Origin of the sequence: Dermacoccus barathri (assembly GCF_015070805.1) — a bacterium.
Lineage (GTDB): Bacteria > Actinomycetota > Actinomycetes > Actinomycetales > Dermatophilaceae > Dermacoccus > Dermacoccus abyssi.
This window is the reverse complement of the sequence record NZ_JADCTK010000004.1, coordinates 75,184-98,739: the sequence shown is the minus strand read 5'-3', so window position 1 is coordinate 98,739 and position 23,556 is coordinate 75,184. Positions and strand designations below refer to the sequence as shown.

20 protein-coding genes are annotated in these 23,556 nt (G+C 68.4%); 13 read left to right on the top strand and 7 right to left on the bottom strand.

Annotated features, from left to right (window positions below):
* A complete protein-coding gene (locus tag IM689_RS08580; protein ID WP_047311537.1) occupies window positions 1–549 on the bottom strand; it encodes a GNAT family N-acetyltransferase in 549 nt (182 codons plus the stop codon).
* Here IM689_RS08580 and hemE point away from each other — a divergent pair.
* Window positions 548–1,678, top strand: coding sequence for a uroporphyrinogen decarboxylase (hemE, locus tag IM689_RS08575; protein ID WP_227484662.1), 1,131 nt, complete (start codon window positions 548–550; stop codon window positions 1,676–1,678). The two genes, IM689_RS08580 and hemE, sit on opposite strands and share 2 nt — an antisense overlap.
* 11 nt (window positions 1,679–1,689) lie before the next feature.
* The gene (gene mptB / locus IM689_RS08570; protein WP_193643660.1) at window positions 1,690–3,123 is read left to right on the top strand and encodes a polyprenol phosphomannose-dependent alpha 1,6 mannosyltransferase MptB; all 1,434 of its coding nucleotides are present in this window, start codon (window positions 1,690–1,692) and stop codon (window positions 3,121–3,123) included.
* Window positions 3,124–3,148: 25 nt separating this feature from the next.
* On the opposite strand, the gene yczE is transcribed toward mptB, so the two are convergent.
* Window positions 3,149–3,910, bottom strand: a complete 762-nt coding sequence (yczE, locus tag IM689_RS08565; protein ID WP_319803843.1) for a membrane protein YczE — start codon at window positions 3,908–3,910, stop codon at window positions 3,149–3,151.
* Between the two features lie 61 nt (window positions 3,911–3,971).
* Between yczE and yczR the strand changes: the two genes are divergently transcribed.
* The 4 genes from yczR (at window position 3,972) to hemQ (ending at window position 8,340) form a co-directional block, all read left to right on the top strand.
* The gene (gene yczR, locus IM689_RS08560) at window positions 3,972–5,390 is read left to right on the top strand and encodes a MocR-like transcription factor YczR (protein ID WP_193643659.1); all 1,419 of its coding nucleotides are present in this window, start codon (window positions 3,972–3,974) and stop codon (window positions 5,388–5,390) included.
* A 55-nt stretch (window positions 5,391–5,445) separates the two neighbouring features.
* Window positions 5,446–5,979 carry a DinB family protein gene (locus IM689_RS08555; protein WP_193643658.1) on the top strand — a complete coding sequence of 178 codons (534 nt, stop codon included), beginning with the start codon at window positions 5,446–5,448 and terminating at the stop codon, window positions 5,977–5,979.
* A gap of 118 nt (window positions 5,980–6,097) precedes the next feature.
* Window positions 6,098–7,543, top strand: coding sequence for a protoporphyrinogen oxidase (gene hemG / locus IM689_RS08550; RefSeq protein ID WP_193643657.1), 1,446 nt, complete (start codon window positions 6,098–6,100; stop codon window positions 7,541–7,543).
* A gap of 47 nt (window positions 7,544–7,590) precedes the next feature.
* A complete protein-coding gene (hemQ, locus tag IM689_RS08545) occupies window positions 7,591–8,340 on the top strand; it encodes a hydrogen peroxide-dependent heme synthase (protein WP_454519291.1) in 750 nt (249 codons plus the stop codon).
* A gap of 83 nt (window positions 8,341–8,423) precedes the next feature.
* Here hemQ and betT read toward each other — a convergent pair whose 3' ends face one another.
* The 3 genes from betT to IM689_RS08530 form a co-directional block, all read right to left on the bottom strand.
* On the bottom strand, window positions 8,424–10,460 hold the full coding sequence (gene betT, locus IM689_RS08540) for a choline BCCT transporter BetT (protein ID WP_193643656.1): 2,037 nt from the start codon (window positions 10,458–10,460) through the stop codon (window positions 8,424–8,426).
* Window positions 10,457–12,199: a choline dehydrogenase gene (gene betA / locus IM689_RS08535; RefSeq protein WP_187035240.1), complete on the bottom strand. Its 1,743-nt coding sequence runs from the start codon at window positions 12,197–12,199 to the stop codon at window positions 10,457–10,459. The genes betT and betA overlap by 4 nt, the downstream gene beginning before the upstream one ends.
* Window positions 12,200–12,355: 156 nt before the next feature.
* Entirely contained in the window at window positions 12,356–13,849 is a 1,494-nt protein-coding gene (locus tag IM689_RS08530) for an aldehyde dehydrogenase family protein (protein ID WP_193643655.1), read from the bottom strand.
* A gap of 74 nt (window positions 13,850–13,923) precedes the next feature.
* Here IM689_RS08530 and IM689_RS08525 point away from each other — a divergent pair, with 74 nt between their 5' ends.
* The 3 genes from IM689_RS08525 (at window position 13,924) to IM689_RS08515 (ending at window position 17,815) form a co-directional block, all read left to right on the top strand.
* Window positions 13,924–14,490: a TetR/AcrR family transcriptional regulator gene (locus tag IM689_RS08525; RefSeq protein ID WP_129663726.1), complete on the top strand. Its 567-nt coding sequence runs from the start codon at window positions 13,924–13,926 to the stop codon at window positions 14,488–14,490.
* 113 nt (window positions 14,491–14,603) lie between these two features.
* Window positions 14,604–16,178 carry an acyl-CoA carboxylase subunit beta gene (locus tag IM689_RS08520; protein WP_319803842.1) on the top strand — a complete coding sequence of 525 codons (1,575 nt, stop codon included), beginning with the start codon at window positions 14,604–14,606 and terminating at the stop codon, window positions 16,176–16,178.
* An 11-nt stretch (window positions 16,179–16,189) separates the two neighbouring features.
* Window positions 16,190–17,815 (top strand): AMP-binding protein, encoded by a 1,626-nt coding sequence (locus IM689_RS08515; protein WP_227484661.1) that lies wholly within the window; start codon window positions 16,190–16,192, stop codon window positions 17,813–17,815.
* 71 nt (window positions 17,816–17,886) lie between these two features.
* Here the strand turns inward: IM689_RS08515 and msrB are convergent, their stop codons facing one another.
* Window positions 17,887–18,309: a peptide-methionine (R)-S-oxide reductase MsrB gene (msrB, locus tag IM689_RS08510; RefSeq protein ID WP_047311545.1), complete on the bottom strand. Its 423-nt coding sequence runs from the start codon at window positions 18,307–18,309 to the stop codon at window positions 17,887–17,889.
* Window positions 18,310–18,434: 125 nt separating this feature from the next.
* On the opposite strand from msrB, the gene ligD reads away from it, so the two are divergent.
* A complete protein-coding gene (ligD, locus tag IM689_RS08505) occupies window positions 18,435–19,487 on the top strand; it encodes a non-homologous end-joining DNA ligase (protein ID WP_193643654.1) in 1,053 nt (350 codons plus the stop codon).
* A gap of 183 nt (window positions 19,488–19,670) precedes the next feature.
* Entirely contained in the window at window positions 19,671–19,991 is a 321-nt protein-coding gene (locus IM689_RS08500; protein WP_129663720.1) for a hypothetical protein, read from the top strand.
* A gap of 11 nt (window positions 19,992–20,002) precedes the next feature.
* Here the strand turns inward: IM689_RS08500 and IM689_RS08495 are convergent, their stop codons facing one another.
* Complete coding sequence (locus IM689_RS08495; protein WP_193643653.1) at window positions 20,003–21,055, bottom strand: ATP-dependent DNA ligase; 1,053 nt, start codon at window positions 21,053–21,055, stop codon at window positions 20,003–20,005.
* 37 nt (window positions 21,056–21,092) lie between these two features.
* On the opposite strand from IM689_RS08495, the gene IM689_RS08490 reads away from it, so the two are divergent.
* Both IM689_RS08490 and IM689_RS08485 read left to right on the top strand, forming a co-directional pair.
* The gene (locus tag IM689_RS08490) at window positions 21,093–22,265 is read left to right on the top strand and encodes an alpha/beta hydrolase (RefSeq protein ID WP_193643652.1); all 1,173 of its coding nucleotides are present in this window, start codon (window positions 21,093–21,095) and stop codon (window positions 22,263–22,265) included.
* Between the two features lie 140 nt (window positions 22,266–22,405).
* Window positions 22,406–23,545: a PPK2 family polyphosphate kinase gene (locus tag IM689_RS08485; RefSeq protein WP_193643651.1), complete on the top strand. Its 1,140-nt coding sequence runs from the start codon at window positions 22,406–22,408 to the stop codon at window positions 23,543–23,545.
* The last annotated feature ends 11 nt before the right edge of the window (window positions 23,546–23,556 follow it).

The window sequence follows — 23,556 nt, the reverse complement described above, 5'->3', positions numbered from 1 at the left end:
TCAGGCCGACCGGTCGCTGCGCGCGACGAACAGTTCGAGCGACTCGTCGTAGTAGCGCTCGGTGCGTCCGAGGTGCGTCATGCCGAGACGCTCGGTCACCCGTCGTGAGGCGACGTTGGCCGGGTCGGTGACGGCGACAACCCGGTCGAGGCCACCGGCCAGCGCCGCGTCGAGAACGGCGCGGGCCGCTTCCGTGACGTAGCCGTGACCGGTGGCTGTGCTCGTGGCGCGCCACCCGATCTCGACATCCTCCGTCGCCGCGTTCGTGTACCCGGCGGAGAAAGGGATCGGTTTGAGCAGGATGGCCGCGACGGGCGCGCCCTCGGCCTCGACGCACCACCAGCCGCGTCCCGGGGCGGTGTTGCCGTCGATCCGGCGCAACCACGCGGCCGCGTCCTCGCGGGTGGTGAGAACGGCCGACGGGATGAACCGGGCCAGATCGGGGTTCGCATGGAGCTCGAGAGCGAACTCGAGGTCGGCGTCGTCATCGGGCACGAAGCGGCGAAGGACGAGGCGTTCGGTGTGCAGGGTTTCGGCGGGGGAGGCCATGGCTTCACCCTGTCAGATCGACCGGGGTCCTCCGGGTGGTTCGCCGCTGTCGAAGCCAGGTGCGCATGAGAGGATTTCGAGCGTGAGCGAAACGAATGTCGACCCGCGTAACTCCGTCCTCGTCAAGGCTGCCCGCGGCGAAGAAGTGCCCTACACGCCCGTGTGGTTCATGCGCCAGGCCGGCCGTTCGCTGCCCGAGTACCGCAAGGTGCGCGAGGGAGTCGGGATGCTCGAGTCGTGCCGCCGCCCCGACCTCGTCACCGAGATCACGATGCAGCCCGTGCGTCGGCACGACGTCGACGCCGCCATCTTCTTCAGTGACATCGTCGTGCCGCTCGCAGCTGTCGGCGTCGACCTCGACATCGTCGCGGGCGTGGGCCCGGTCGTCGCGCAGCCGATCCGTACGCGCGCCGACCTCGACCGCCTGCCCGAGCTGACGCCCGACGCCGTCCCGGACATCACCGAATCGGTCAAGCTGCTCACCGCCGAACTCGGCGGCACGCCGCTCATCGGTTTCGCGGGTGCACCCTTCACGCTCGCCTCGTACCTCGTCGAGGGCGGACCCTCGAAGAACCACGAGAACACCAAGGCGCTCATGTACGGCGACCCGGAGCTCTGGAACGACCTGTGCGCTCGTCTCGCCCAGATCTCCGGTGCGTTCCTGCGCGTGCAGGCCGAAGCCGGCGCCAGCGCCGTCCAGCTGTTCGACTCGTGGGTCGGCAACCTCCCGCTTGCCGACTACCTGCGCTTCGTCCAGCCGCACTCACGCCAGGCGCTCGCCGCTGTCGATGGGCTCGACGTGCCGAAGATCCACTTCGGTGTCGGTACCGGTGAACTGCTCTCCGCCATGGGCGAGGCGGGTGCCGACGTCGTCGGTGTCGACTTCCGCGTCGACCTCGACGCCGCCCGCGAACGCACCGGCGGTCAGTACGCTCTCCAGGGCAACCTCGACCCCGCGCTCCTCTTCGCTCCCTGGGAGCCCCTCGAGGCCAAGGTCGACGAGATCGTCGCCGCGGGCCGTCGCGCGAAGGGCCACATCTTCAACCTCGGCCACGGCGTCCTGCCGAGCACCGACCCCGACGTCATCACGCGCGTCGTCTCCCGCGTCCACGAGATCTCCGCTCGCTGACGCTCCGGCACATGCGTGCTCCGACGTTGCCCGGCACCCTCGTCAGCCGGGGTGTGTGCGGCTCGGTGCTCCTGCTCCTCGCGGGTCTCGTCCTCAACGAGCTGCCTCCGAGCCCGGTGCGCTTCCTCGTCGCCCCGCTGCAATGGTTGGGCACGAACGCGCCAGGACGCTTCCTCGCCCTCGTCGTCACGCTGATCGGCGTCGCCTTGCTCACGCACGCATGGGTGAGCCTCGTGCGGACCCCGGCGGAAGGATCGGCCGATGAACGCGTCCGTCACGTACGGGCCGTGACGATGCGCTGGATGGCGCCCCTGCTCATCGCGCCGCCGCTGTTCTCCCACGACGGGTGGAGCTACATGGCCCAGGGCGCCGTCGCGGCGTCCGGGCGTGACCCGTACACGATCTCCCCGGGCGAGATGCCCGAACTACTCACCTCGATGGTCGACCCGATCTGGCGCTACACCCCCACGCCGTACGGGCCGATCCCCATCATCTGGGGTGCTCTGACGCGCGAGGTGTTCGGCGACCCCACGCTCCTGCTGTTGCTCCAGCGGGTGCCCGCCCTGATCGGGCTCGGCCTCACTGCGTGGGCCGTTCCGCGCCTCGCCCGCCACCTCGGCATCGACCCGGCGAGGGCGACGGCGCTCGCGATCGCGTCACCTTTCGTCCTCGTCCACGCCGTCGGCGGGCTGCACAACGACGCCCTCGTCATGGGCCTCGTGGCCGCGGCGCTCGTGTTCGCCGCCGAACGCCGGTGGGTGCTCGGCGTCGTGCTCGTCGGTCTTGCCGCTGCGGTGAAGTTCACGGCCGTCGTGGCGGTCGTTCCCGTCGTTCTCGTCTCCTTGCCCGGGGCAGTGCGGGCACCCGGACGATTCCTCAGGCTCGCTGCCGGCGGCCTCATCGCCGCCGCCACCGTCGCGGCAAGCGGCATTCCCTACGGGCTCGGGCTCGGATGGGTCAAGGTGCTCAGCGTGCCGGGCGTCGTCGTCACCCCGGCGTCCGCGCCCACCGCCGTCGGCGTCGTGCTCGAATGGCTGCTCGCACAGACCGGCAGCGGCCTCGAGATGTACGCCGTGCCCGTCGTGCGTGCGCTCGGCATGGCGCTCGCCGTCGCCTTGGTCATCGTCCTGGCCCTCACGAGGCCCACGGGTGACCCCACGTCGGGACTCGCAACGTGCATCGGGGTGTTCGCTGCGGTGGTGCTCCTCGCACCGGTCGTGCAGTCCTGGTACGCACTCGCCGTGGTGCCGGCCGCAGCGCTGTTGCTGCTCGAGCGTCGTCGCACCCGCAGGGCCATCTTCCTCGGAGCGGCGCTCGCGTTCCTCGCGCCCCTCGATTCGGAGATGGCCGGCGGATCTCTCCTCGCGGCCGGTCTCGTCGTCCTCGGACTGACGATCGTGCGGGGCGTCAGGGCCGGCGACTCGCGACCCGTCGCCGACGCCTGACGCCGTTCAGCTGCGTCGGCAAAGCTCAGTCACCCTCGGGGTATGTGGCGTTCTCTTTCCCCGGGCCCTCAGGCGCTTTGGCACCCTCGGCTCGGTGCCCGTCCAACTCGACCGTGAACCACGGGAGGAAGAACTGCACGAGCGGGCCGATCAGCAGCGCATAGAGCACCGTTCCGACGCCCACGCCACCGCCGAGCAGCCAGCCCGAAGTGAGGACGACAACCTCGATGCTCGTGCGCACGAGGCGGACGCTGAGGCCCGTGATGCGGTGCAGGCCCGTCATGAGACCGTCGCGGGGCCCGGGGCCGAGTTGGCTTCCGATGTACATCGCGCCGCCGATGGCGTTGACGAGCAGGCCGACGGCGAAGAGCGCCGAGCGCGCCACGATGGAGTTCGGCTCGGAGACGAGCGCCATCGTCGCATCGAGCACGAAACCGAGCCACACCGCGTTCGCCACGGTGCCGAGCCCGGGCCACTGACGCATGGGGATCCACAGCAGCAGCACGATGAACGACACGACGATCGTGACCGTGCCCATCGACCAGCCGGTGTGCAGGCTGGCGCCCTGGTGGAAGACGCCCCAGGGCTCGAGGCCGACGTTCGCTCGCACGAACAGACCCATCGCGGCACCGAAGAGCGTCAGGCCGATGAAGAGTTGCGGCAGCCGACGACCGAGCTTGCCGGCACGCAGTTGACCCATCGGCGTCAGATTGGCCAGCTGGCGCGATCCACGCGAAGAACGCGCGGCCGCGTCGGGCTGAGGTTGGGTCGTCGACATGGTGCTCATGAAACCAGAGTGCAGCAGAAGTGGCCTTGTCTTGAATAGCCAATTCGGACACAGTGGCCCCATGGAACGCAGGATCGGGGCGAATGCCCTCGCGCGCCTCGTCGGCCCACCACCCGAGCGAGGTTCGGCGTACGCCTGGTTGAGCGACCGCATCGAACGTCTCGTGGCCGACGGCCGGTTGACGCACGACACCCGCCTGCCGAGCGAGCGAGATGCTGCCGTGGCGCTCGGCCTGTCGCGCACGACGGTCACTCACGGGTACGCACTGCTGCGCGAGCGTGGCTTCGCCGAAGCCCGCCGCGGCTCCGGAACGCGCGTGCGCATCCCCGGTGGCCCCGTCTCGGGCGGTGGCGAACCCGTGAGCGGCGTGCTCGGCGGGTTCGATGCGCAGGGAGGAATCAACCTCACCAACACAGCTCCGGCCGCAGTGGGCGGCCTCGCCGAACGGTTCGCGGAGGCCCCGCGGCACCTGGCGGCGTACACCCACGAAGGCGGGTACTTCCGCGACGGCGTGCCCGACCTTCGTGATGCCCTCGCTGAGCGCTACACCGCGCGGGGCGTGCCGACGACGCCCCATCAGATCCTCGTGACGACGGGCGCTCTCGCGGGTGTGGCCGCTACGGCGTTGGCGTTTGTTTCGCCTGGTGACGCCGTGGCCGTCGAGCCGTCGGGCTACCCGAACTCGCTTGCGTCGCTGCGAAGCCGTGGCGCGCGGTTCGTACCCGCCGTCGAATCAGTCGACGAGCGTCGTCTCGATGTGCGGGCCACGGCCGAAACCTTCGCGCGCCGTGCGCCGAGGGCGATGCTCGTCATCCCGGACTTTCACAACCCGACGGGCCGGTTCATGGGGGAGGAAGACCGCCATGACCTCGCGCGCCTGTGGGCGAAGCACGGCACCGTCGGCATCGTCGACGAAACCCTGGCCGACCTGTGGCTCGACGCGGCGCCGCGCGTTCGCCCCATGGCGGCGTTTGCTCCCGAGTGCATCACGGTCGGGTCGGCGAGCAAAACGTACTGGGGCGGACTGCGCCTCGGATGGGTGCGCGCGCCGCGCCGCTACATCGGTGCCATCGCGTCGGCGCGCGTGACGCTCGATCTCGGAGCGCCGGTGCTCGAACAGATCGTTCTCGCCGGCCTGCTGCGTGATCAATCGGGCCTCGACGACGAGCGTCGCGCAGAGCTGGCCGGTCGACGAATTCTCCTGCGCGACGCAATAGCCCGGGCCTGCCCGGGGTGGAGTTGTGATCTTCCCGACGGCGGCCTGTCGCTGTGGTGGAGGCTGCCGGGCGCGCAGTCGAGCGAGATCGTGCGGCGAGCTGCCGCGCGCGGTCTCACCCTCACTCCGGGCAGTGCCTTCTCCCTCGACGGACGTGGCCTCGAAGGGCGACTTCGGACTCCGTTCACACTGGCCGAGGACGATCTGCGGCGCGCCGCAGACGTTCTCGGTGAGGTCAACGCCTCACTCGCCTCCCGCACGTAGGGTGACGTCGCTGCACGAGGAGAGCGGAGCGCCCGAGATGACAGGTGGTTCAGCGATGTCGGCTGACGAAAGGCGCTGGGCGCCGGTGCAGGGCGACGAGGTCGCCACGCTGCGCGGGATGCTCGAGCACCACCGCGACACGCTGCGGTGGAAGTGCTCCGGCCTCGACGACGAGCAGTTGCGTCGGGCCCTGCCCCCGATGGACATGACGCTCGCCGGGCTGATGCTGCACCTCACGATGGTGGAGGCAGGTTGGTTCAACCTCACCTTCGCGGGCGGCATCGAGCGCCCCGATTGGCTCGCGCACTCCCACGGAGCCGGTGTGGACTGGGCGTGGGAGCACGCGGCCGATCACTCCCAGAAAGAGCTGTGGGAGTGGTTCGACGACGCCGTCGCGGTCAGTGACCGTATCGTCGACGAAGCCCTCGCCCACGACGCCGGTCTGGACGCTCTCGCCGTCAACCCTCGGGAGGACGAAGAAACAGTGAGCCTCCGGTGGATCCTCGTGCACATGATCGAGGAGTACGCGCGGCACAACGGTCACGCCGACCTCCTGCGTCAGGCCGTCGACGGAAGTACGGGGGAGTAGCCGCACCCGTCGCTCCCTGGTGGGTCGCTGCCGCCCGAGTCGGGACAAACGTCACGACTTGCCCCCAACGCGCCGCCCCGGCGACCCCAACCCGCGCTGAGAGTGGGAAACTGGGAGCATGAAGTCGGTCGCGATCGTCGGTGGTGGAGTGAGCGGTCTCGTCGCCGCGTGGCATCTCGCGACGACGGCGCCCTCGTGGAAGATCACCGTCTTCGAAGCCGACGAGCGCGTGGGCGGCAAATTGCGCCAGGAGGAGATCGCCGGGCACCGCGTCGACGTCGGTGCCGAGTCGGCCCTCTGGCGCCGCCCCGAGGTGGTCGACCTGCTCGCCGAGCTCGGCGTCGAGGCCGTTCACCCCCAACGTTTCCCGGCCCTCCTGTGGTCCCGCGGCTCGCTCGAGGCGCTACCTGCCGGCACACTCATGGGCATTCCGTCAGACCCCGAGTCGGCGCGCGGGCTGCTCTCCGACGACGAGGTGGCTCGTGCCGCCGACGAGCGTCCGGTCGAGATCTCGGTGCCCCGTTCCGAAGCCGGTGACAGCGCAGATGACCTGGCCGACATCAGCGTCGGTGACGCTGTCGAGCAGGCCCTCGGCGCCGCCGTCGTCGACCGCATGGTCGAGCCACTGCTCGGCGGGGTCTATGCAGGCAACGCCCGCGAGCTCTCGGCCCGTGCCTGTGTGCCTCCGCTCTTCAAGGCCCTGCGCGACGGCCGGCGCCTCACCGAGGCCGCCCGGGCCGCTGCGTCGGCGGTCTCGTCGAACGACACACGGCAGGTGTTCGGGGCGCCCACTGACGGCATGGGATCGCTGCCCGAAGCGCTTCGCGCCGGTCTCGCCGATCGCGGCGTGGACGTCGTCACCGGTGCGCGCGTCACCGAGCTGCGCCGCTCGCTCGGCCATCGCGGCACGTGGCACCTCGAAGTCGAACGGGACGGTCTGCCCGAACCGCACGAGGCCGACGGCGTCATCGTCACGACGGCGGCGCCCGCAGCCGCCCGCCTGCTCGCGGCCATCGCGCCCGAAGCCTCGGACGCGCTCGGCGGCATCGAGTACGCCACGATGGCGATCGTCACCTACGCCTTCCCGGCTTCCGTCCACGCGAGCCTTCCCGAGGGAACGGGCTTCCTCGTCCCTCCGGTGGACAGACGCACGATCAAGGCCTCGACCTTCTCCAGCGTCAAGTGGCCGTGGCTCGCCGAGGCCGCGCCGGACGTGGCCTACGTACGCGTGTCGATGGGGCGCCATCGCGACGAGGCCGTTCTCGAGCGCGCCGACGACGAACTCGTTGCCGTCGGCCTGGCCGACCTTCGCGAGGCGACCGGTCTCGACCTTCCCGCCCCGCTCGACGCACACGTCCAGCGTTGGACGAACGGTCTGCCGCAGTACGCCCTCGGCCACGTCGAGCGGGTCCGACGCATCCGTGACGACCTCACGCGGCTGCCCGCCCTCGACGTCGCCGGGGCGGCGCTCGACGGCGTCGGCATCCCCGCCTGCGTCGCCACGGCGCGAGCCGCAGCCGACCGCGTCCTCGACGATCTCGGCGCTCAAGACGAGCTCACCTGAGCCCCCGAACCTGTTCCGAACAAGCACGCACCCGAAGGAGAATCACGGTGACCACCCCGCAGCCGGAGAACCCGCAGAACCCCGAGAAGACGAGTTCGCGCCCCGAGCCGAAGCACGTCACGGTCGACCGCATCAACGCTTCCCGCATCTACGCGATGTGGTCGGTCTTCACCATCGTCGACAAGGTCGACGGCGACCGTGAGGCCATCGCGCGTGAGGCAGACGAGTACCTCGACTCGCTCGCGGGCAAGGGCGTGACCGTGCGCGGCACGTACAACCTTTCCGGCTTCCGCGCCGAGGCCGACCTCATGATCTGGTGGCACGGCGAGTCGATCGACGAGCTGCAGAAGGCCTACTCGGGCTTCCTCGCTACCGACCTCGGCCGTCACCTCGAGCCGTATTGGTCGAACGTCGCGATGCACCGCGTGGCCGAGTTCAACCGCGGCCACATCCCGGCGTTCATGGCCGACGAGACGCCACGCAAGTACATCTGCGTCTACCCCTTCGTGCGCAGCTACGACTGGTACCTCCTGCCCGACGACGAGCGCAAGAAGATGCTCCACGACCACGGCATGGCGGCCCGCGAGTACCCGGACGTGCGCGCGAACACCATCGCGTCGTTCGGCTTGGGCGACTACGAGTGGATCCTGGCCTTCGAAGCCGACGAGATGTACCGGATCCTCGATCTCATGCGCGAGATGCGCTATACCGAGGCGCGCCGTCATGTGCGCGAGGAGACGCCGTTCTTCTCCGGCCCGCAGATCACGATGAGCGAGTTCGTCGCGCGCATGCGCTGACCCGCCGAGCCTGTTCAGCACGACAAAGGCGGCGGGTACCGGATTAGATCCGGTACCTGCCGCCTTCGTGCGTCAGCCGATGGTCACTCGGTTTCCTGGGCGACCGTGGCGTTCGTGTTCAGCCACCACGTGTAGTGGTCGAGCACGTCGTGCGCGATCTCTTCCTTGGAGTAGGTGAGCACGTCGTACGCGCCACCGCCGGGGACAACGACCTCGAGCTGGCACGAGATGTCGTCCGCCTCGATCATGCGCGCGCCGTAGGACGCGACCTTGATGCTGCGGATCTGGCTCGTGTAGTGGAAGTCCTCGGCGCGCGGGTCGGCCGCGTGCACCGTGAGCGTCACCGAACGGCGTAGCTGCTTGGTCGGCTGCGCCAGGTGCTCGAGCTCGGCGTTGACGCCTCGCTCGCGCAGTTCGGCGATGACCTCCTCGAGAGCCGGGACGACGACATCGTCCATGCGTTCCTCCGTGGCCTTTGCCGACACGCTGCCGAACTGACGCGCGAGGCGGTTCTTCCACGAGCCGTTCGCGGCCGGCGGCGCACCGATCGCGCCCGATCGCAGCGAGTCCAGCATCGCGCTGGCGTGCCGCTGTTCGCCGGTCAGTGCACGGTGGATACCGATCATCACGAGGATCATGACGAATGCGAACGGCAGACCCATGACGATCGTCGCGTACTGCAGCGCGGTGATACCGCCGACGATGAGCATCGCGATGGTCAGCACACCGGTCGCGGCGGCCCACAGGACACGCACCCACGGCTTGGCGTCGGTCTCGGCGTCCGGCAGGTCGGAGCTGAGGTTCGCCATGACGAGGGCGCCGGAGTCGGCGGACGTCACGTAGAACAGCAGGCCGACGAACGTGGCCAGACCGATGATGAACGTCGCCGCCGGGAACTGCTGGAGCAGCTGGTAGAAACCGGATTCCGGCGTGTTGACCGCGGCGTCGCCGAAGGCCTTGTCACCGTCCAGGATCCGCTTGATCGCGGTGTTACCGAACATCGTCACCCACATGACGATGTAGAGGAACGGGATCGTCAGCGTGCCCACGACGAACTGGCCGATCGTGCGGCCCTTCGAGATGCGGGCCAGGAACATGCCGACGAAGCTTGCCCAGGCGATCCACCAGGCCCAGAAGAACAGGGTCCACAGGTTCATCCACTCGCCCGGGTAGTCGTACGCCATCGTGTCGAGCGTCATGCCCGGGAAGAGGTTGACGAAGTCACCGACGTTCATCGTCGCCGCGCGCAGGAGGAAGCGGGTGTCGCCGAAGACAAGCACCCAGCCCGCGAGGAACAGCGCGAGGATGACGTTGAGCTGGCTGAGGATGCGGATGCCCTTGTCGATGCCCGACGTCGCGGAGATCGTCGCGGTGACGACGGCGACGACGACGAGACCGATCTGCGCGGGCACGCCCTGGTTGATGCCGAACAGCAGGTCGAGACCGACGTTGAGCATGACGACGCCGATGCCGAGGCTGGTCGCGACACCGAAGATCGTGCCGAGCACCGTGGCGATGTCGACCGCGTTGCCGATGCCGCCGTTGATGCGCTTGCCGACCAGCGGGTAGAGCGCCGAACGCACCGCGAGCGGCAGGCCCTTGCGGTGGGCGAAGTAACCCAGGGCGATACCCATGAGCGTGTACATGCCCCAGCCGGTGATGCCGTAGTGGAACAGCGTCCACACGGTGCCCTCACGTGCGGCGTCGAGCGTTCCGCCCTTGCCCTGCGGCGGTGCGAGGTACTGCGACGCAGGTTCGGCGACGGCGAAAAACATGAGGTCCGTGCCGATGCCGGCGGCGAACAGCATGCTCGCCCAGGCGAACGTTGAGTACTCGGGACGGTCGTGGTCGTGCCCCAGACGGATGCGGCCGAAGCGCAGTGCCAGGTACACGACGAAGAACAGGACGATCGTCGCCAGGGCGATGTAGAACCAGCCGAACCAGCCACCCATCCACTCGACGACGGTACCGAGCTGGCTCTCGGCGCCCTTCGGGTCGATGAGGGCCCACCCGGCCACGACCGCGATGAACACGGCCGTGGTCCACAGGACGACAGGCTTGATCCGGGCTTCGCCGGGTGTTTCGACCTCGGTGTCGGGGGCGGGCGTCACCGAGCTCATCGCGGCTCTCCCACGATGGCGGCAGCGCTCGGGATCTCGCTCTTGGCGTCCCAGGCGTCGTTGCGCGGGTCGCCCTCGGGGTAGAGCGGCATACCGGCCTTGGCGCGGTAGGTGGGCGGGTTCTCCGGCGCGAGCATCGTGTTGCCGGCGATGAGGTCGGCGGCACGCTCGGCCACCATCATGACCGGCGCGTAGATGTTGCCGTTCGTGATGCTCGGGAAGACCGACGCGTCGGCGACGCGCAGGCCCTCGGTGCCGTGCACGCGCATCGAGTTCGGGTCGACGACGGACATCTCGTCGGTGCCCATCTTGGCCGAGCACGAGGGGTGCAGGGCCGTCTCGGCGTCCTTCGCGATCCAGTCGATGATCTCCTCGTCCGTCTGGACGGCGCTTCCGGGGGAGATCTCGCCACCGTCGAACGGCGAGAACGCGGGCTGGCTGAGGATGTGGCGCGCGGCGCGCACGACCTCGACCCACTCGCGGCGGTCGCGCTCGGTCGACAGGTAGTTGAACAGGATGCTCGGGTGCTTCTTCGGGTCGTTGCTCGTGATGCGTACGTGGCCGCGCACGTCGGAGTTCATCGGGCCGATGTGCACCTGGTAGCCGTGCTCGTGACCGCCGCCCGTGCCGTCGTAACGCACTGCGACCGGCAGGAAGTGGAACATGAGGTTCGGGTACTGAACCTCTTCGTTCGTACGGATGAAGCCGCCCGCCTCGAAGTGGTTCGAGGCGCCGACACCGGTGTTGGCGAAGAGCCACTGCGCGCCGATGTAGGGCGCCTTCCACTTCTTGAGCCAGGGCTGGATGGAAACCGGCTGCACCGACTCGTGCTGGAGGTAGACCTCGAGGTGGTCCTGGAGGTTCTCACCGACGCCCGGCAGGTCGACGCGGGTCTCGACGCCCGCGGCCGCGAGGACCTCGGGGTTGCCGACGCCCGAGAGCTGCAGCAGCTGCGGCGTGTTGAACGCGCCACCACACAGGATGACCTCGCCGGCCTCGACGGAGTGCTTGCGGCGACCGCCGCGCACGAAGTCGACGCCCGTGACGCGGTTGCCGTCCCAGCGCAAGTTCGTGACGAAGGCGAGCGTCGCGATGTCGAGATTCTTGCGGTTCTTGACCGGCCACAGGTAGGAGCGGGAGGCGCTCATGCGCGAGCCGTTCTTCGTCGTGTGGTCGAAGGGTGCGAAGCCCTCCTGGCGGTAGCCGTTGACGTCATCCGTCGGGGCGTAGCCGGCCTGCTGGGTGGCCTCGAAGAAGGCCTGGAACAGGGGAGAGGTAGCCGGGCCGCGCTCGAGCGTGAGAGGACCGGAACCGCCGCGCCAGGCGTCGGCGCCCGCGAGCGTCGTCTCCATGCGCTTGAAGTAGGGCAGACAGTGGGCGTAGTCCCAGTCCTCCATGCCGGCGAACGTGGCCCACTTGTCGTAGTCGCCTCGGTTGCCGCGCTGGAAGATCATGCCGTTGATCGAGCTGGAGCCACCGAGCACCTTGCCGCGGGTGTGCGCGACGCGCCGACCACCCATGAAGGGCTCCGGGTCGCTCTCGTAGCGCCAGTCGTAGAGCGGGTTGCCGCTGGGGAACATGAGCGCGGCGGGCATGTGGATGAGCGGGTCGATCTTGAAGTCGGCGCGCCCGGCCTCGAGCACGAGAACGCTCGTGTTCGAGTCGGCCGAGAGGCGGTTGGCCAGCGCGGAGCCGGCCGAGCCGCCACCGACGATGACGTAGTCGTAACGCTTCTTCATCGAGATGAATCTCCTTGTGTTCTCACATGGTCGTCCTCGAACGAACCCTGCCCCACAGAGTTCGTTCGAGGACCTGAAAGCGGATGGTTGGTTCGCCGGGGCGAACCTCACCGGGAGCGATATGTGTGCTGCTCGGCCCGAGGCGGGCGCGGCAGGTCAGCTCTCGCGGCCGCTGAACCAGTCGGCCGGTGCGGGGTCGATGTTGTGCCAGATGTGCTTGGTCTCGAGGTACTCGCCGAGTCCGTGCTCGCCGAGCTCCCGGCCGATACCGCTCTGCTTCATGCCGCCCCACTCGGCCTGCGGCACGTAGGGGTGGTAGTCGTTGATCCACACGGTTCCGTGACGCAGGCGGCGCGCCATGCGCTCGGCGCGCCCGGCGTTCTCCGTCCAGACGGCGCCGGCCAGGCCGTAGATCGTGTCGTTCGCGATGGCGACGGCGGCGTCCTCGGCGGCCTTGGCGTCGTCGCCGGAGAACGTCTCGACGGTGAGCACGGGGCCGAAGGACTCGTCGTGGACGCAGCGCATCGAGCTGTCGCAGCCGTCGAGGATCGTCGGCAGGTAGTAGGAGCCCTTCGCGAGCTCGCCCTCGCCGCGCTTGCCGCCGGTGAGCAGCTTCGCGCCGTCCTCGATGGCTTCCTTGACGTAGGTGTCGACCTTCTCGAGGTGGGCTTCGCTGATGAGCGGGCCGGTCTCGGCGTTGTCGTCGAACGGGCCGCCGAGGCGGATGAGTTCGGCGCGGCGCACGAGTTCGGTGACCACCTCGTCGTGGATGGACTCCTCGACGACGAGGCGCGTGCCGGCCGAGCAGACCTGGCCGGAGTCGAGGAAGACTGCCGTCAGGGCGTTGTCGATGGCGGCCGGGATGTCGGCGTCGGCGAACAGGACGTTGGGGTTCTTGCCGCCGAGTTCGAGGGCGATCGTCTTGACGGTCGGTGCGGCCGCTGCCATGATCGCGCGGCCGGTGACGAGGCCGCCGGTGAAGCTGACGAGATCGACGTCCTCGTTCGTCGTCATCTCGGATCCGACCGTGGCGCCGGGGCCGGTGACGAGGTTCGCGACGCCGGCGGGCAGGCCCGCCTCGGCGAGGGCGTCCATGAGCCACATCGAGCTCTGCGGCGTCAGCTCCGCGGGCTTGAGGACGAAGGTGTTGCCGGCAGCGATGGCCGGGGCGATCTTCCAGGCCGTCTGCAGCAGCGGGTAGTTCCACGGCGTGATGAGTGAGCAGACGCCGACCGGTTCGGTGACGACGCGGCTCGCGACGTTGGGCATGCCGGTGTCGACGACGCGGCCGGCCTCCTTGTCGGCCAGAGCGGCGAAGTGACGGAAGACGCCGATGATGTCGTCCATGTCGTACTGGGACTCGACGAAGCGCTTGCCGGTGTCCTGCGACTCGACGCGGGCGACCTTGTCCTTGTCGCGCTCGAGCAGGTCGGCGAGCTTGTCGAGAATGGCGCCGCGCTCCTTGGCGGGCGTCGCGGACCAGGCGCCGTCGTCGAACGTGCGGCGGGCGGCCGCGATGGCCTTCTTCGCGTCCGCCTCGGCGCCTTCGCTCACCGTGATGACGTGGGATCCGTCGGCGGGGCAGGTGATCTCACGGGTCTCGCCGGATGCGGCCTCGACCCACGCGCCATCGATGTAAATGCTGGGCACGGTCACTCCTTCACTGATCGTCGTGATGAACGCTCGTTCTAGACCAACGATAACGCACGTTATATTCTGGCGCCGTGGAACCCCGCAAACCCGTTCGCGAGCGCCTGCTCGACGCTGCCGACGCGCTGCTGTTCGTCGAGGGTGCCTTCGCCACGCCCGTCGACACGATCCTCAAGGCCGCGGGGGCGTCGCCGCCCAGCCTCTACTCGCACTTCGGGAACAAGGAAGGCCTCATCGCGGCGGCTCTGCATCGTCGGTACGAGGTGTGGAAGCAGGTCTGGGACGACGAGATCGCCGCAGCCCCGGACGACGCAGGGCGCGTGCTCGCGCTGTGGAACGCGTTGCGCACCTACCAATCCGAGCGGATGACGGAGCGCTGGTGCGCTTTCACCGGTACTGCTGCGGCGTTCCCCGACCCGGCGCCGGAACTGCGGGAGATCCTCGACCTCGAGACGGCGCTGTTGCGTGACAGGCTGCTCGAGACGGCCACCCCCATCGCGGGCGAACGAGCCGAAGCGTTGGCGTCTGCCCTCATGGTGACGTACGCGGGAACCATGGCGCTCATGCTGCGCGAGCCGTACGAGAAGGCGATCGACGAGGGGCGCGCCGGAGCGGCGTCCCTGTGCGCCGCCTACGCCTGACGACGATGTCTGATTCTGTAGACGTTGCGCGTCGTATGTGACGCCGAACGTCTACAAAATCGGCTGTTCGCGATCGACGTGCAGGGGATGGCTCAGCCTTTAGCGTGTGTGACGTGACACACGTGGAAGGGGACGGTGGGCCCGAGGAGAACCCGCTCGCCGCTGAACTCGACGAGCACCGCGCCCGGATCGCCGATGGGGCTCGCCTCGGGGCCATGGCCAAGCGCGCCGCCACCGGCCACCGCTCGGTGCGCGAGAACATTCGAGATTTCGTGGGCGCCGGAACGTTCCACGAGTACGGCTCGGCGACCATCGCCGCCCAACGCTCACGCCGCGACCTCGACGACCTCAAGGCGTCGACGCCCGCCGACGGCATGGTGACGGGTGTGGCGCGGGTACCGGTCGACGGCGGTGAGCTGACCTGCGTCGTGCTCGGGTACGACTACACCGTTCTCGCCGGAACGCAGGGCTACTTCAACCACAAGAAGACCGACCGCGCACTCGAGGTCGCGCGCGAGCGCCGACTGCCGGTCGTGCTCTTCGCCGAGGGCGGCGGCGGGCGTCCTGGTGACGTCGATGCGATGCTCGTCAGTGCCACGGGGCTCGACCTCGGCACCTTCGCGGCGCTCGGTGCGCTCAACGGCCTCGTCCCGACGGTCGCCGTCGTCACCGGCCGCTGCTTTGCCGGCAACGCGGCCATGGCGGGCACGTGCGACATCATCATCGCGACGGCCGACAGCTCGATCGGTATGGCGGGCCCCGCGATGATCGAGGGTGGCGGACTGGGCCGCGTGGCGGCAGACGAGGTCGGGCCGATGAGCGTCCAGGCACCGAACGGGGTCGTCGACCTTGTCGTCGACGACGACGCGCAGGCCGTCGAAGCGGCGCGCGACTACCTCTGGTTGCTCTCCGGACTCCCTGGCACGGGCGAGGCGCCCGACCAACACGTGCTGACGACGCTCGTGCCCCAGCGCCGCAAGCTTGTCTACGACATCCGCACGGCCATCGAGACGCTCGCCGACGACGGCTTCGTCCTCGAATTGCGGCCCGAGTTCGCGCCGAATGCTGTCATCGCGCTCGTCCAGATCGGCGGACGCACCTGTGGCGTCATGGCCAACGACTGCGGTGTGCTCGGCGGGGCCATCGACGCGGCGGCCGGCGACAAGTTCGCGCGCTTCATGCAGTTGTGCGAGGGCTACGGCATCCCGCTTGTCTCCCTCTGCGACACACCGGGATTCATGGTTGGCCCCGACGCCGAGCGCGAGGGAACGGTACGGCACGTGAGCCGGATGTTCGTCGCAGGTGCGCGCCTCACGGTGCCGACGATCGTCGTCATCACCCGCAAGGGCTACGGCCTCGGCGCGATGGCGATGGCGTGCGGGGGCTTCCGACGAACGTCGGCCACGCTCGCCTGGCCGACGGCGGAGATAGGCGCCATGGGGCTCGAAGGAGCGGTGCGGCTCGGCTACGCCAAGGAACTGGGCGCCATAGAAGACCCTGCGGCTCGTGAGGAGCGGTTCGAGGAACTCGTCGCGCAGCAGTACGAGCAGGGCAAGGCGCTCAACGCGGCACGCCTCGACGAGATCGACGAGATCATCCACCCCGCCGAGACCCGTGAGCGCATTCTTCAGCTCATCGGCGGATTCCCGGGCGAGCGCTCGACACGGCCGTACATCGACACCTGGTGAAGGAGCCCAACATGGGGGAGAACACGATGACACTGGAGGCCTACCTTGACGACGTCAGGGCGCGGCAGTCACGCCACCGCGGGTCGGGGTGGAGCGACGAGGTCGACTACCCGATCGGTCGGGTGACCTTGCCCGCACACGTTGAGCACTGGGCGGGGGAGCGACCGGATCGGGTCGCCCTCGTCGACGGCCCGACGACGATGACGTACCGCGAACTCGACGACGCCCATCGTCGTGTCGCCGGGTGGCTTCGGGAGCACGGCGTAACGAAGGGTGACCGAGTTGCAGTGCACCTGGGCAACCGACACGAATTCGTCGTCACGTTCCTCGCGGTCTTGCGTCTCGGCGCGGTGCACGTGCCGGTGAACCCGATGTTCAGCGCCCACGAGGTGGCCCACGAGCTGCGCGACAGCGAGGCACGGATCATCGTGACGTCGTCGGTCACCGAGAAGCCGGCGCGTGACGGTGCGGCGCAGGTGGAGCACGAGTGCGAGGTCGTGGTGGTCGACGACGGCTCGTCCCGGATGACCGATGGGCCGCGCGTGGATGAAGACGCAGGGGAGTGGAATGCCCTCGCGGCGCTCAACTACACCGGTGGCACGACGGGTCTGCCGAAAGGTTGCTGTCACTCGCAGGGGGACATGGTCTACACAGCGGCGAGCACCGCACAGGCGAACGGCCTCGATGCCCACGGTGACTTCACGGCGTTGTGCTACCTGCCGATCTTCTGGATCGCCGGGGAGGATCTCGGCATCCTGCTCCCTGTCGTCCTCGGCGGTACGAGCGTTCTCTTGTCGCGGTGGAACGCCGACGCCGTGCTCGATGCCATTGAAGAGCACCACGTCCAGGTCATGGTCGGCACGGTCGAGAACTATCTCGAACTCATGGCGCGCGACGACATCGGCTCGCGCGATCTGTCGTCGCTCACCGATCCGCAGGCCGTCTCGTTCGTTCGCAAGATGACTCCCGAGGTGCGTGCCTCATGGACGGCTGCCGTCCCGGACGGCGGTGTGCTTCGTGAGGCCGCCTACGGCATGACGGAGACGCACACGATGGACACGAGCCCCTACGGGCTGCACGCAGACGACATGGACCTGCGTGCCGAGCCCGTTTTCTGCGGCCTGCCCGTGCCGGGAACCGACATCGCCGTCGTCGAATTCGGCACGCAGACACCGGTGCCCGTGGGCGAGACGGGCGAGATCATCGTCCGCAGCCCGTCGGTCACGAGTGGCTACTGGCGCAACGAGGAAGCCACCCGACGTCAGCTCGTCGACGGATGGCTCCACACCGGCGACAACGGACGTATCGACGACGAGGGCTTCGTGCACTATCTCGGACGCGACAAGGAGATGATCAAGGTCAAGGGGATGAGCGTGTTCCCGGCCGAGGTCGAGATGGCGGTGGCGGCTCATCCTGCCGTCGTAGCGTGCGCCGTCGTTGCAAAGCCCGACGACGAGACGGGGGAGCGCCCGGTCGCGTTCGTCACGGTCACCCAGGCGGTCGACGCCGACCGGCTGCGCGAGTTCGCTGCTGAGCGCCTGGCTGCCTACAAGGTTCCCGAGATCCGCGTCATCGAGGCGATGCCCATGACTGCGACGGGCAAGATCCGCAAGAACGAGCTGGGCGCGCAAGGCTGACCCGTTCCCCGCCCACCCAGATCGGGCCCTTCCACTGTGCGAGTGGAAGGGCCCGATCGGGGTTCGGCTATTCAGTTCTCGTCGGCGGGCTCCAGCGTCATGCTGATCGAGTTGATGCAGAAGCGCTCGTCGGTCGGCGTCGGGTAGCCCTCGCCGCGGAAGACGTGGCCGAGGTGGCTGTCGCAGTTCGCGCACCGCACTTCGGTACGCACCATCCCCATGCTGCGGTCCTCGAGGAGCGTGACGTTCTCGGCGTCCTCGGGCGCGTAGAAGGACGGCCATCCGCAGTGGCTGTGGAACTTCTCCTTGCTGGTGAACAGCGTTGCGCCACAGGCACGGCAGCGATACGTGCCCGCCGTCTCGGTGTCGGTGTACTCGCCCACGAACGGACGCTCGGTGCCTCCCTGGCGCAGGACGGCGTACTCCTCGGGCGTCAGCTTCTCGCGCCACTGCTCGTCGGTGGTGTCGTTCATGGTGCGGGGCAGGTCGCTCATGTCGCTCCTTCGCGGGTGGGGTGCAAAGTTCAACGTCGGGCGCTGCCCAGACCTTCCCGATGTTGCCTGGGAAACGCGGCATCGGTGACGCGGCGGTCGCTCATCATCGGCTTAGGGTGGCGAACATGAGCGCTGCAGCCGTCGTCCTCGAGGTTCCCGGACCGGACGACGAGGTCCGCAAGGTCAAGGTCTCGAGTCCCGATCGCCTCGTCTATCCCGACGACGGGGTGACGAAGCTCGACGTCGTCGAGTACCTGCTCGCCGTCGCGGAGCAGTTCCTGCGATGGAGCGGTGACCGGCCCATCGCGTTGGAGCGCTACCCGAAGGGCCTGGGGGAGAAGCCCTTCTTCTCGAAGAACCCGCCGAAGGGTGCGCCGGCGTACGCGCGCTCGGTGATGTGCACCTACCCCAGCGCGCGGGCCCACGAGCAACTCGTGCTCGACGAACCGGCGATGCTCGCATGGTGCGCGCAGATGAACACGGTGACGTTCCACCCGTGGCCGGTGAAGGCGGACAACAACGACAACCCGGACGAGTTGCGCATCGACCTCGACCCCCAGCCGGGCCGTGATTTCACCGATGCCGTCGAGGCGGCGTTCGCGCTCAAAGAACTTATGGAGTCGCTCGGGTTCACGCCGTTCGTCAAGACGTCCGGCAACCGGGGCGTTCACGTGTACGCCCGCATCGCGCCGACGCACGAGTTCCTCGACGTGCGCCACGGCGTCATCGGCATCGCGCGCGAGTTGGAGCGGCGCCTACCCGATCTCGTGACGACGGAATGGTGGAAGGAGCTGCGCGGCGAGAAGGTTTTCGTCGACTTCAACCAGGCCAACCGCGATCGGACGATCGCCGCGGCCTACTCGCCGCGACCGCTCACGGGAGCACCGGTGTCGATGCCGGTGGCTTGGTCTGAGCTGCGGGACGTGAAGCCGAGCGTCTTCACCATCCGAACCGTCCCGGGCATCGTCGCCGACCGCGGTGACGCCTGGGCACCCGCGGGCGGCGCGTCGATGAACGATCACGTCGGTGACGTGGCCGCCGCCATTGCGCTGTGGGACGCCGACGTCGAGCGCGGCCTGCCCGAGATGCCCTTCCCGCCCGACTTCCCGAAGATGCCCGGCGAGCCCCCGCGCGTCCAGCCGAGCCGCGCGAAGAAGGCGCCCACCACCGACGCCTGACGCTGGTCCGCGGCCGTTGGGCATGGTTTCCTGCGGTTGGGTTGTGACCGCCTCGGCCCAGCCGCAGGGAACTCTGCCCAACGCGGTTGCGCGCCCGTCGGGCACCGCCCAGCCGCGCGAATCAGCCGATCGTCATGTCAAGCCAAATTGACATCTACGTGACGTGGCTCCTACCATCATCGGATGCCGAAGATCAGCAAGCCGTTGCCGCAGGAGCTTCGCGGCATCTCCGAGAAGTCCGTCGAAGAGGCCGCCGCCCGCATCATGGAGGGCTTCCGGGTGCAGACGCACCTGTTCACCAAGGACGAGCTCGAGGGCCTCGCGATGCTCAACAACCTCATGAGCGACACCATCAAGTGGGTCGTCGCCGAGCGTCGCGCCAAGGGCGACTCCTGGTCGCAGATCGGCTCCAGCCTCGGCATCAGCAAGCAGGCCGCGCAGCAGCGCTTCGGCAAGAAGGCGCCGGCGCCCGTCGTCGACGAGGACGTCGCCATCAGCGTTTGACGGCATCACGATCAGGACGAGCGCAGCACCCGTCCCAGGTCATACGCGGGTGCGCGGTCGACCTGCTCCATCGTGCACAACTCCGGCTCACGGTCCGGGCGCCAGCGCAGGAACGACACGGCGTGGCGGAAGCGGTGGCCCTCCAACTGGTCGAACGCCACCTCGACGACGCGCTCCGGACGCAACGTGACGAACGACACGTCCTTCGACGCGCTGAAGCGTGAACGGTCCGTCTCACCCGTCACCGCGTCACCCTCCTCGTCGCGCACGACGAGCGGCTCCAACTCCTCGACGAGTTCCTCACGACGCTTGGCGGTGAAGGCGCTGATGCCGCCGACGTTGTAGAGCTTGCCGTCGTCCGCGTAGAGGCCGAGCAACAGCGAACCCACGCCCGACCCGCTCTTGTGCACGCGGTAGCCCACGAGCACCGCCTCCGCAGTGCGCTTGTGCTTCACCTTGATCATCGTGCGCTTGTTCTGCTCGTACGCACCGTCGTCGGCCTTCGCCACGACGCCGTCGAGCCCGGCGCCCTCGAACTCCTCGAACCAACGCTGCGCCTCGACAGGGTCGTCGGTCGTGCGGGTGAGGAACAGCGAATCCGAGTCCGGCAAGTCGGCGAACACCGCCTCGAGCCGTGCGCGGCGCTCGGTGTAGGGCAGGGCAGTGAGATCCTCGTCGCCCAGTGCGAGCAGGTCGAAAGCGATCACCTGCGCGGGCGTCTCGGTGGACAGCTTCTCGATGCGCGAGGCCGCAGGGTGAATCCGCTGACCGAGTGCGTCCCAGTTGAGGCGCTGCGCGCCCGGCTCGCCGCTCGTCACGACGATCTCCGCGTCGAGAACGATCCGCTCCGGCAGAACCCCGAGCAGGTGCTCCACCACCTCGGGGAAGTAGCGCGTGAGCGACTTCGTGCCGCGTGACTGCAACTCGACCTCGTCGCCGTCCCGCGCCACGATGCAACGGAATCCGTCCCACTTGGGCTCGTACGTGTAGCCGGCGTCGGTGGGCACGCGCGTCGCCGCCTTGGCCAGCATCGGCGCGACGGGGAGGTCGAGAGGCAGATCCATGCCGACCATTCTCGCGCGCCGGTGAAAGGATGGGAACGTGCAACGTCCATCTGCTCGCCGTTCCCTGGCCATCGGCGCGATCGTCGGTGGCTCCCTCGCTGCCACGACCTCGCTCGCGTCCGTGGCCGTTGCCGCGTTCTTCGCGCGCAAACTCGTCACGCCGGAGCGCGAACGTCCGGATGACGCAACGGTGCTCACCGTCAGACACGGACGCGACGGACGTGTCACCTCCGCGGTCTTCGCCCCGACCGTCGAGTCCCGCGCCCCGGGCCGCTATGGGCTCTTCTGGGACAACGAACGCGGTCACGCCCGAATCGGCGAGGTGCTCGGCGAGACCGAGCACGGCGACATCATCCGTCGCGTCGACTCGGTCACCCGCGGCGACCTCGCACCCGGGCGCGCCCGGTGGAGCGGCTGGTACGTCGACGGGTCACCCCAGGACGCCTACGGCATCGAGACCGAAGACGTCGTCCTCGAAACCGAGTACGGGCCCGCGCCCGGATGGGTGACACACGCCGGGGACGGTCAGCGCTGGGCCGTTCTCGTCCACGGGCGTGGCGCGCGTCGCGGCGAAGCCCTGCGTGCCGTACCGGTGCTGCACGACCTCGGTATCACCTGCGTTGTCACGAGCTACCGCAACGACTTCGAGGGCCCGCCGAGCCTCGACGGGCGTTACGGCCTCGGACTCACCGAGTGGAAGGACGTCGAGACCGCCGTTCAGTACGCCCTCGCGCACGGCGCCACGAGCGTCGATCTGCTCGGGTGGTCCATGGGTGGCGCCATCACGATGCAGTTCCTCGCACGCTCCGAATTCGCACCGTTCGTGCACAAGGTCGTGCTCGACGGTCCGGTGCTCGACTGGGCTGATGTCATGCTCCACCACGCGCGTGCCAATCGCGTGCACCCCAGCCTCGCGACGCTGTCCGGGTTCCTCCTCGGAAGCCGCACGAGCCGGCACACCATCGGGGTGAGCGAGTCCGTCGACATCAAGCTGACGAACTGGGTCGAGCGCGCCGACGAACTCGTCAAGCCGATGCTCGTCATCCACTCCGTCGACGACGAGTTCGTGCCGTACGGGCCGAGCGCGGCCGTCGCTGCGGCGCGCCCGGATCTCGTGCGCTGGGAACGTTGGGAGGTCGCGCGACACGTGCGCGAGTGGAACACCGACCCGGAGCGCTGGGAGACGGTCGTTCGCGACTACCTCGCCTGACGAGCCGGGGCTCTGCCCACCTCAACGGACGCCGAGGCCTTGTGCGCGCGAACGAGAGTCGGCGAATCACCGCACGAAGATGACGCCGGTTGAGCGCCGAACCATAGCGAGACACGTCGCGTTCTGTGATGATGACAAGCATGGGCAAGAACAAGGACAACGCGTCCGCCAAGGCCGACGCCGACACGAAGTCGAAGAAGCGTGACGACGAGCTGACCTCGAGCGACAAGAAGAAGGTCGCCGAGCAGGCATCGGAGAAGGCAGCGAAGGCCAAGGCGAAGGCCGAAAAGGCTCCTGCCAAGAAGAAGGGCAGCGCCAAGAAGGCCTCGTCGAAGCCCGCCACCGAAGCCGCGAAGAAGCCCAAGAAGGACGAAGCCGTCAAGGCCGCGAAGAAGGTCGGCAAGGACAAGTCGACGAAGAAGTTGAAAAAGAAGCACAAGGCGCAGCTGAGCGACTTCACCTCGGTGCTCAAGGTGACGCCCGGCTTCTCCCTGGCCGACCTCGACGCGAGCGGCACCCCCGCGTTCGACGGCGACCAGAAGAAGGCCGAGAAGCTCATGCGCAAGACCGGCCAGGAACTCGCCGACCTGCAAGAGCGTCTCTACGCCAGTGAGCGTCACCCCGACGGTCGGAGCGTCCTCCTCGTCGTTCAGGGCATGGACACCTCGGGCAAGGGCGGCATCATGCGCCACGTCATCGGCAGCATCGACCCGCAGGGCGTTGAGCTCACGTCGTTCAAGGCACCGACGAAGGAGGAGCAGGCTCACCCGTTCCTCTGGCGCATCCGCAACGCTCTGCCGAAGCCCGGCTACATCGGCGTCTTCGACCGCAGCCAGTACGAGGACGTGCTCATCGTGCGTGTCCACGACCTCGTTTCGCGCCCGGTCTGGATGCGTCGCTACGGACAGATCAACGCCTTCGAGGAGTCGACCGTCGCCAAGAACACGACGATCATCAAGGTGATGCTCCACATCGACGCCGACGAGCAGAAGGCGCGGCTGGCCGAGCGACTCGACAACCCGGAGAAGTTCTACAAGTTCAACCCGGGCGACCTCAAGGAACGCGCCTACTGGCCGGAGTACCAGGATGCCTACCAGGCAGTGCTCGAGCGCACGTCGACGGACATCGCGCCCTGGTTCGTCGTTCCGGCGAACAACAAGTGGTACGCGCGCCTGGCCGTGCAGCAGTTGCTCCTCGAGCACCTGCGCTCGTTCGACCTCACGTGGCCCGAGGCGACGTTCGACGTCGAGGAGCAGAAGGCCGCGCTCGCGCAGCTCTGAACCCTTCTCTG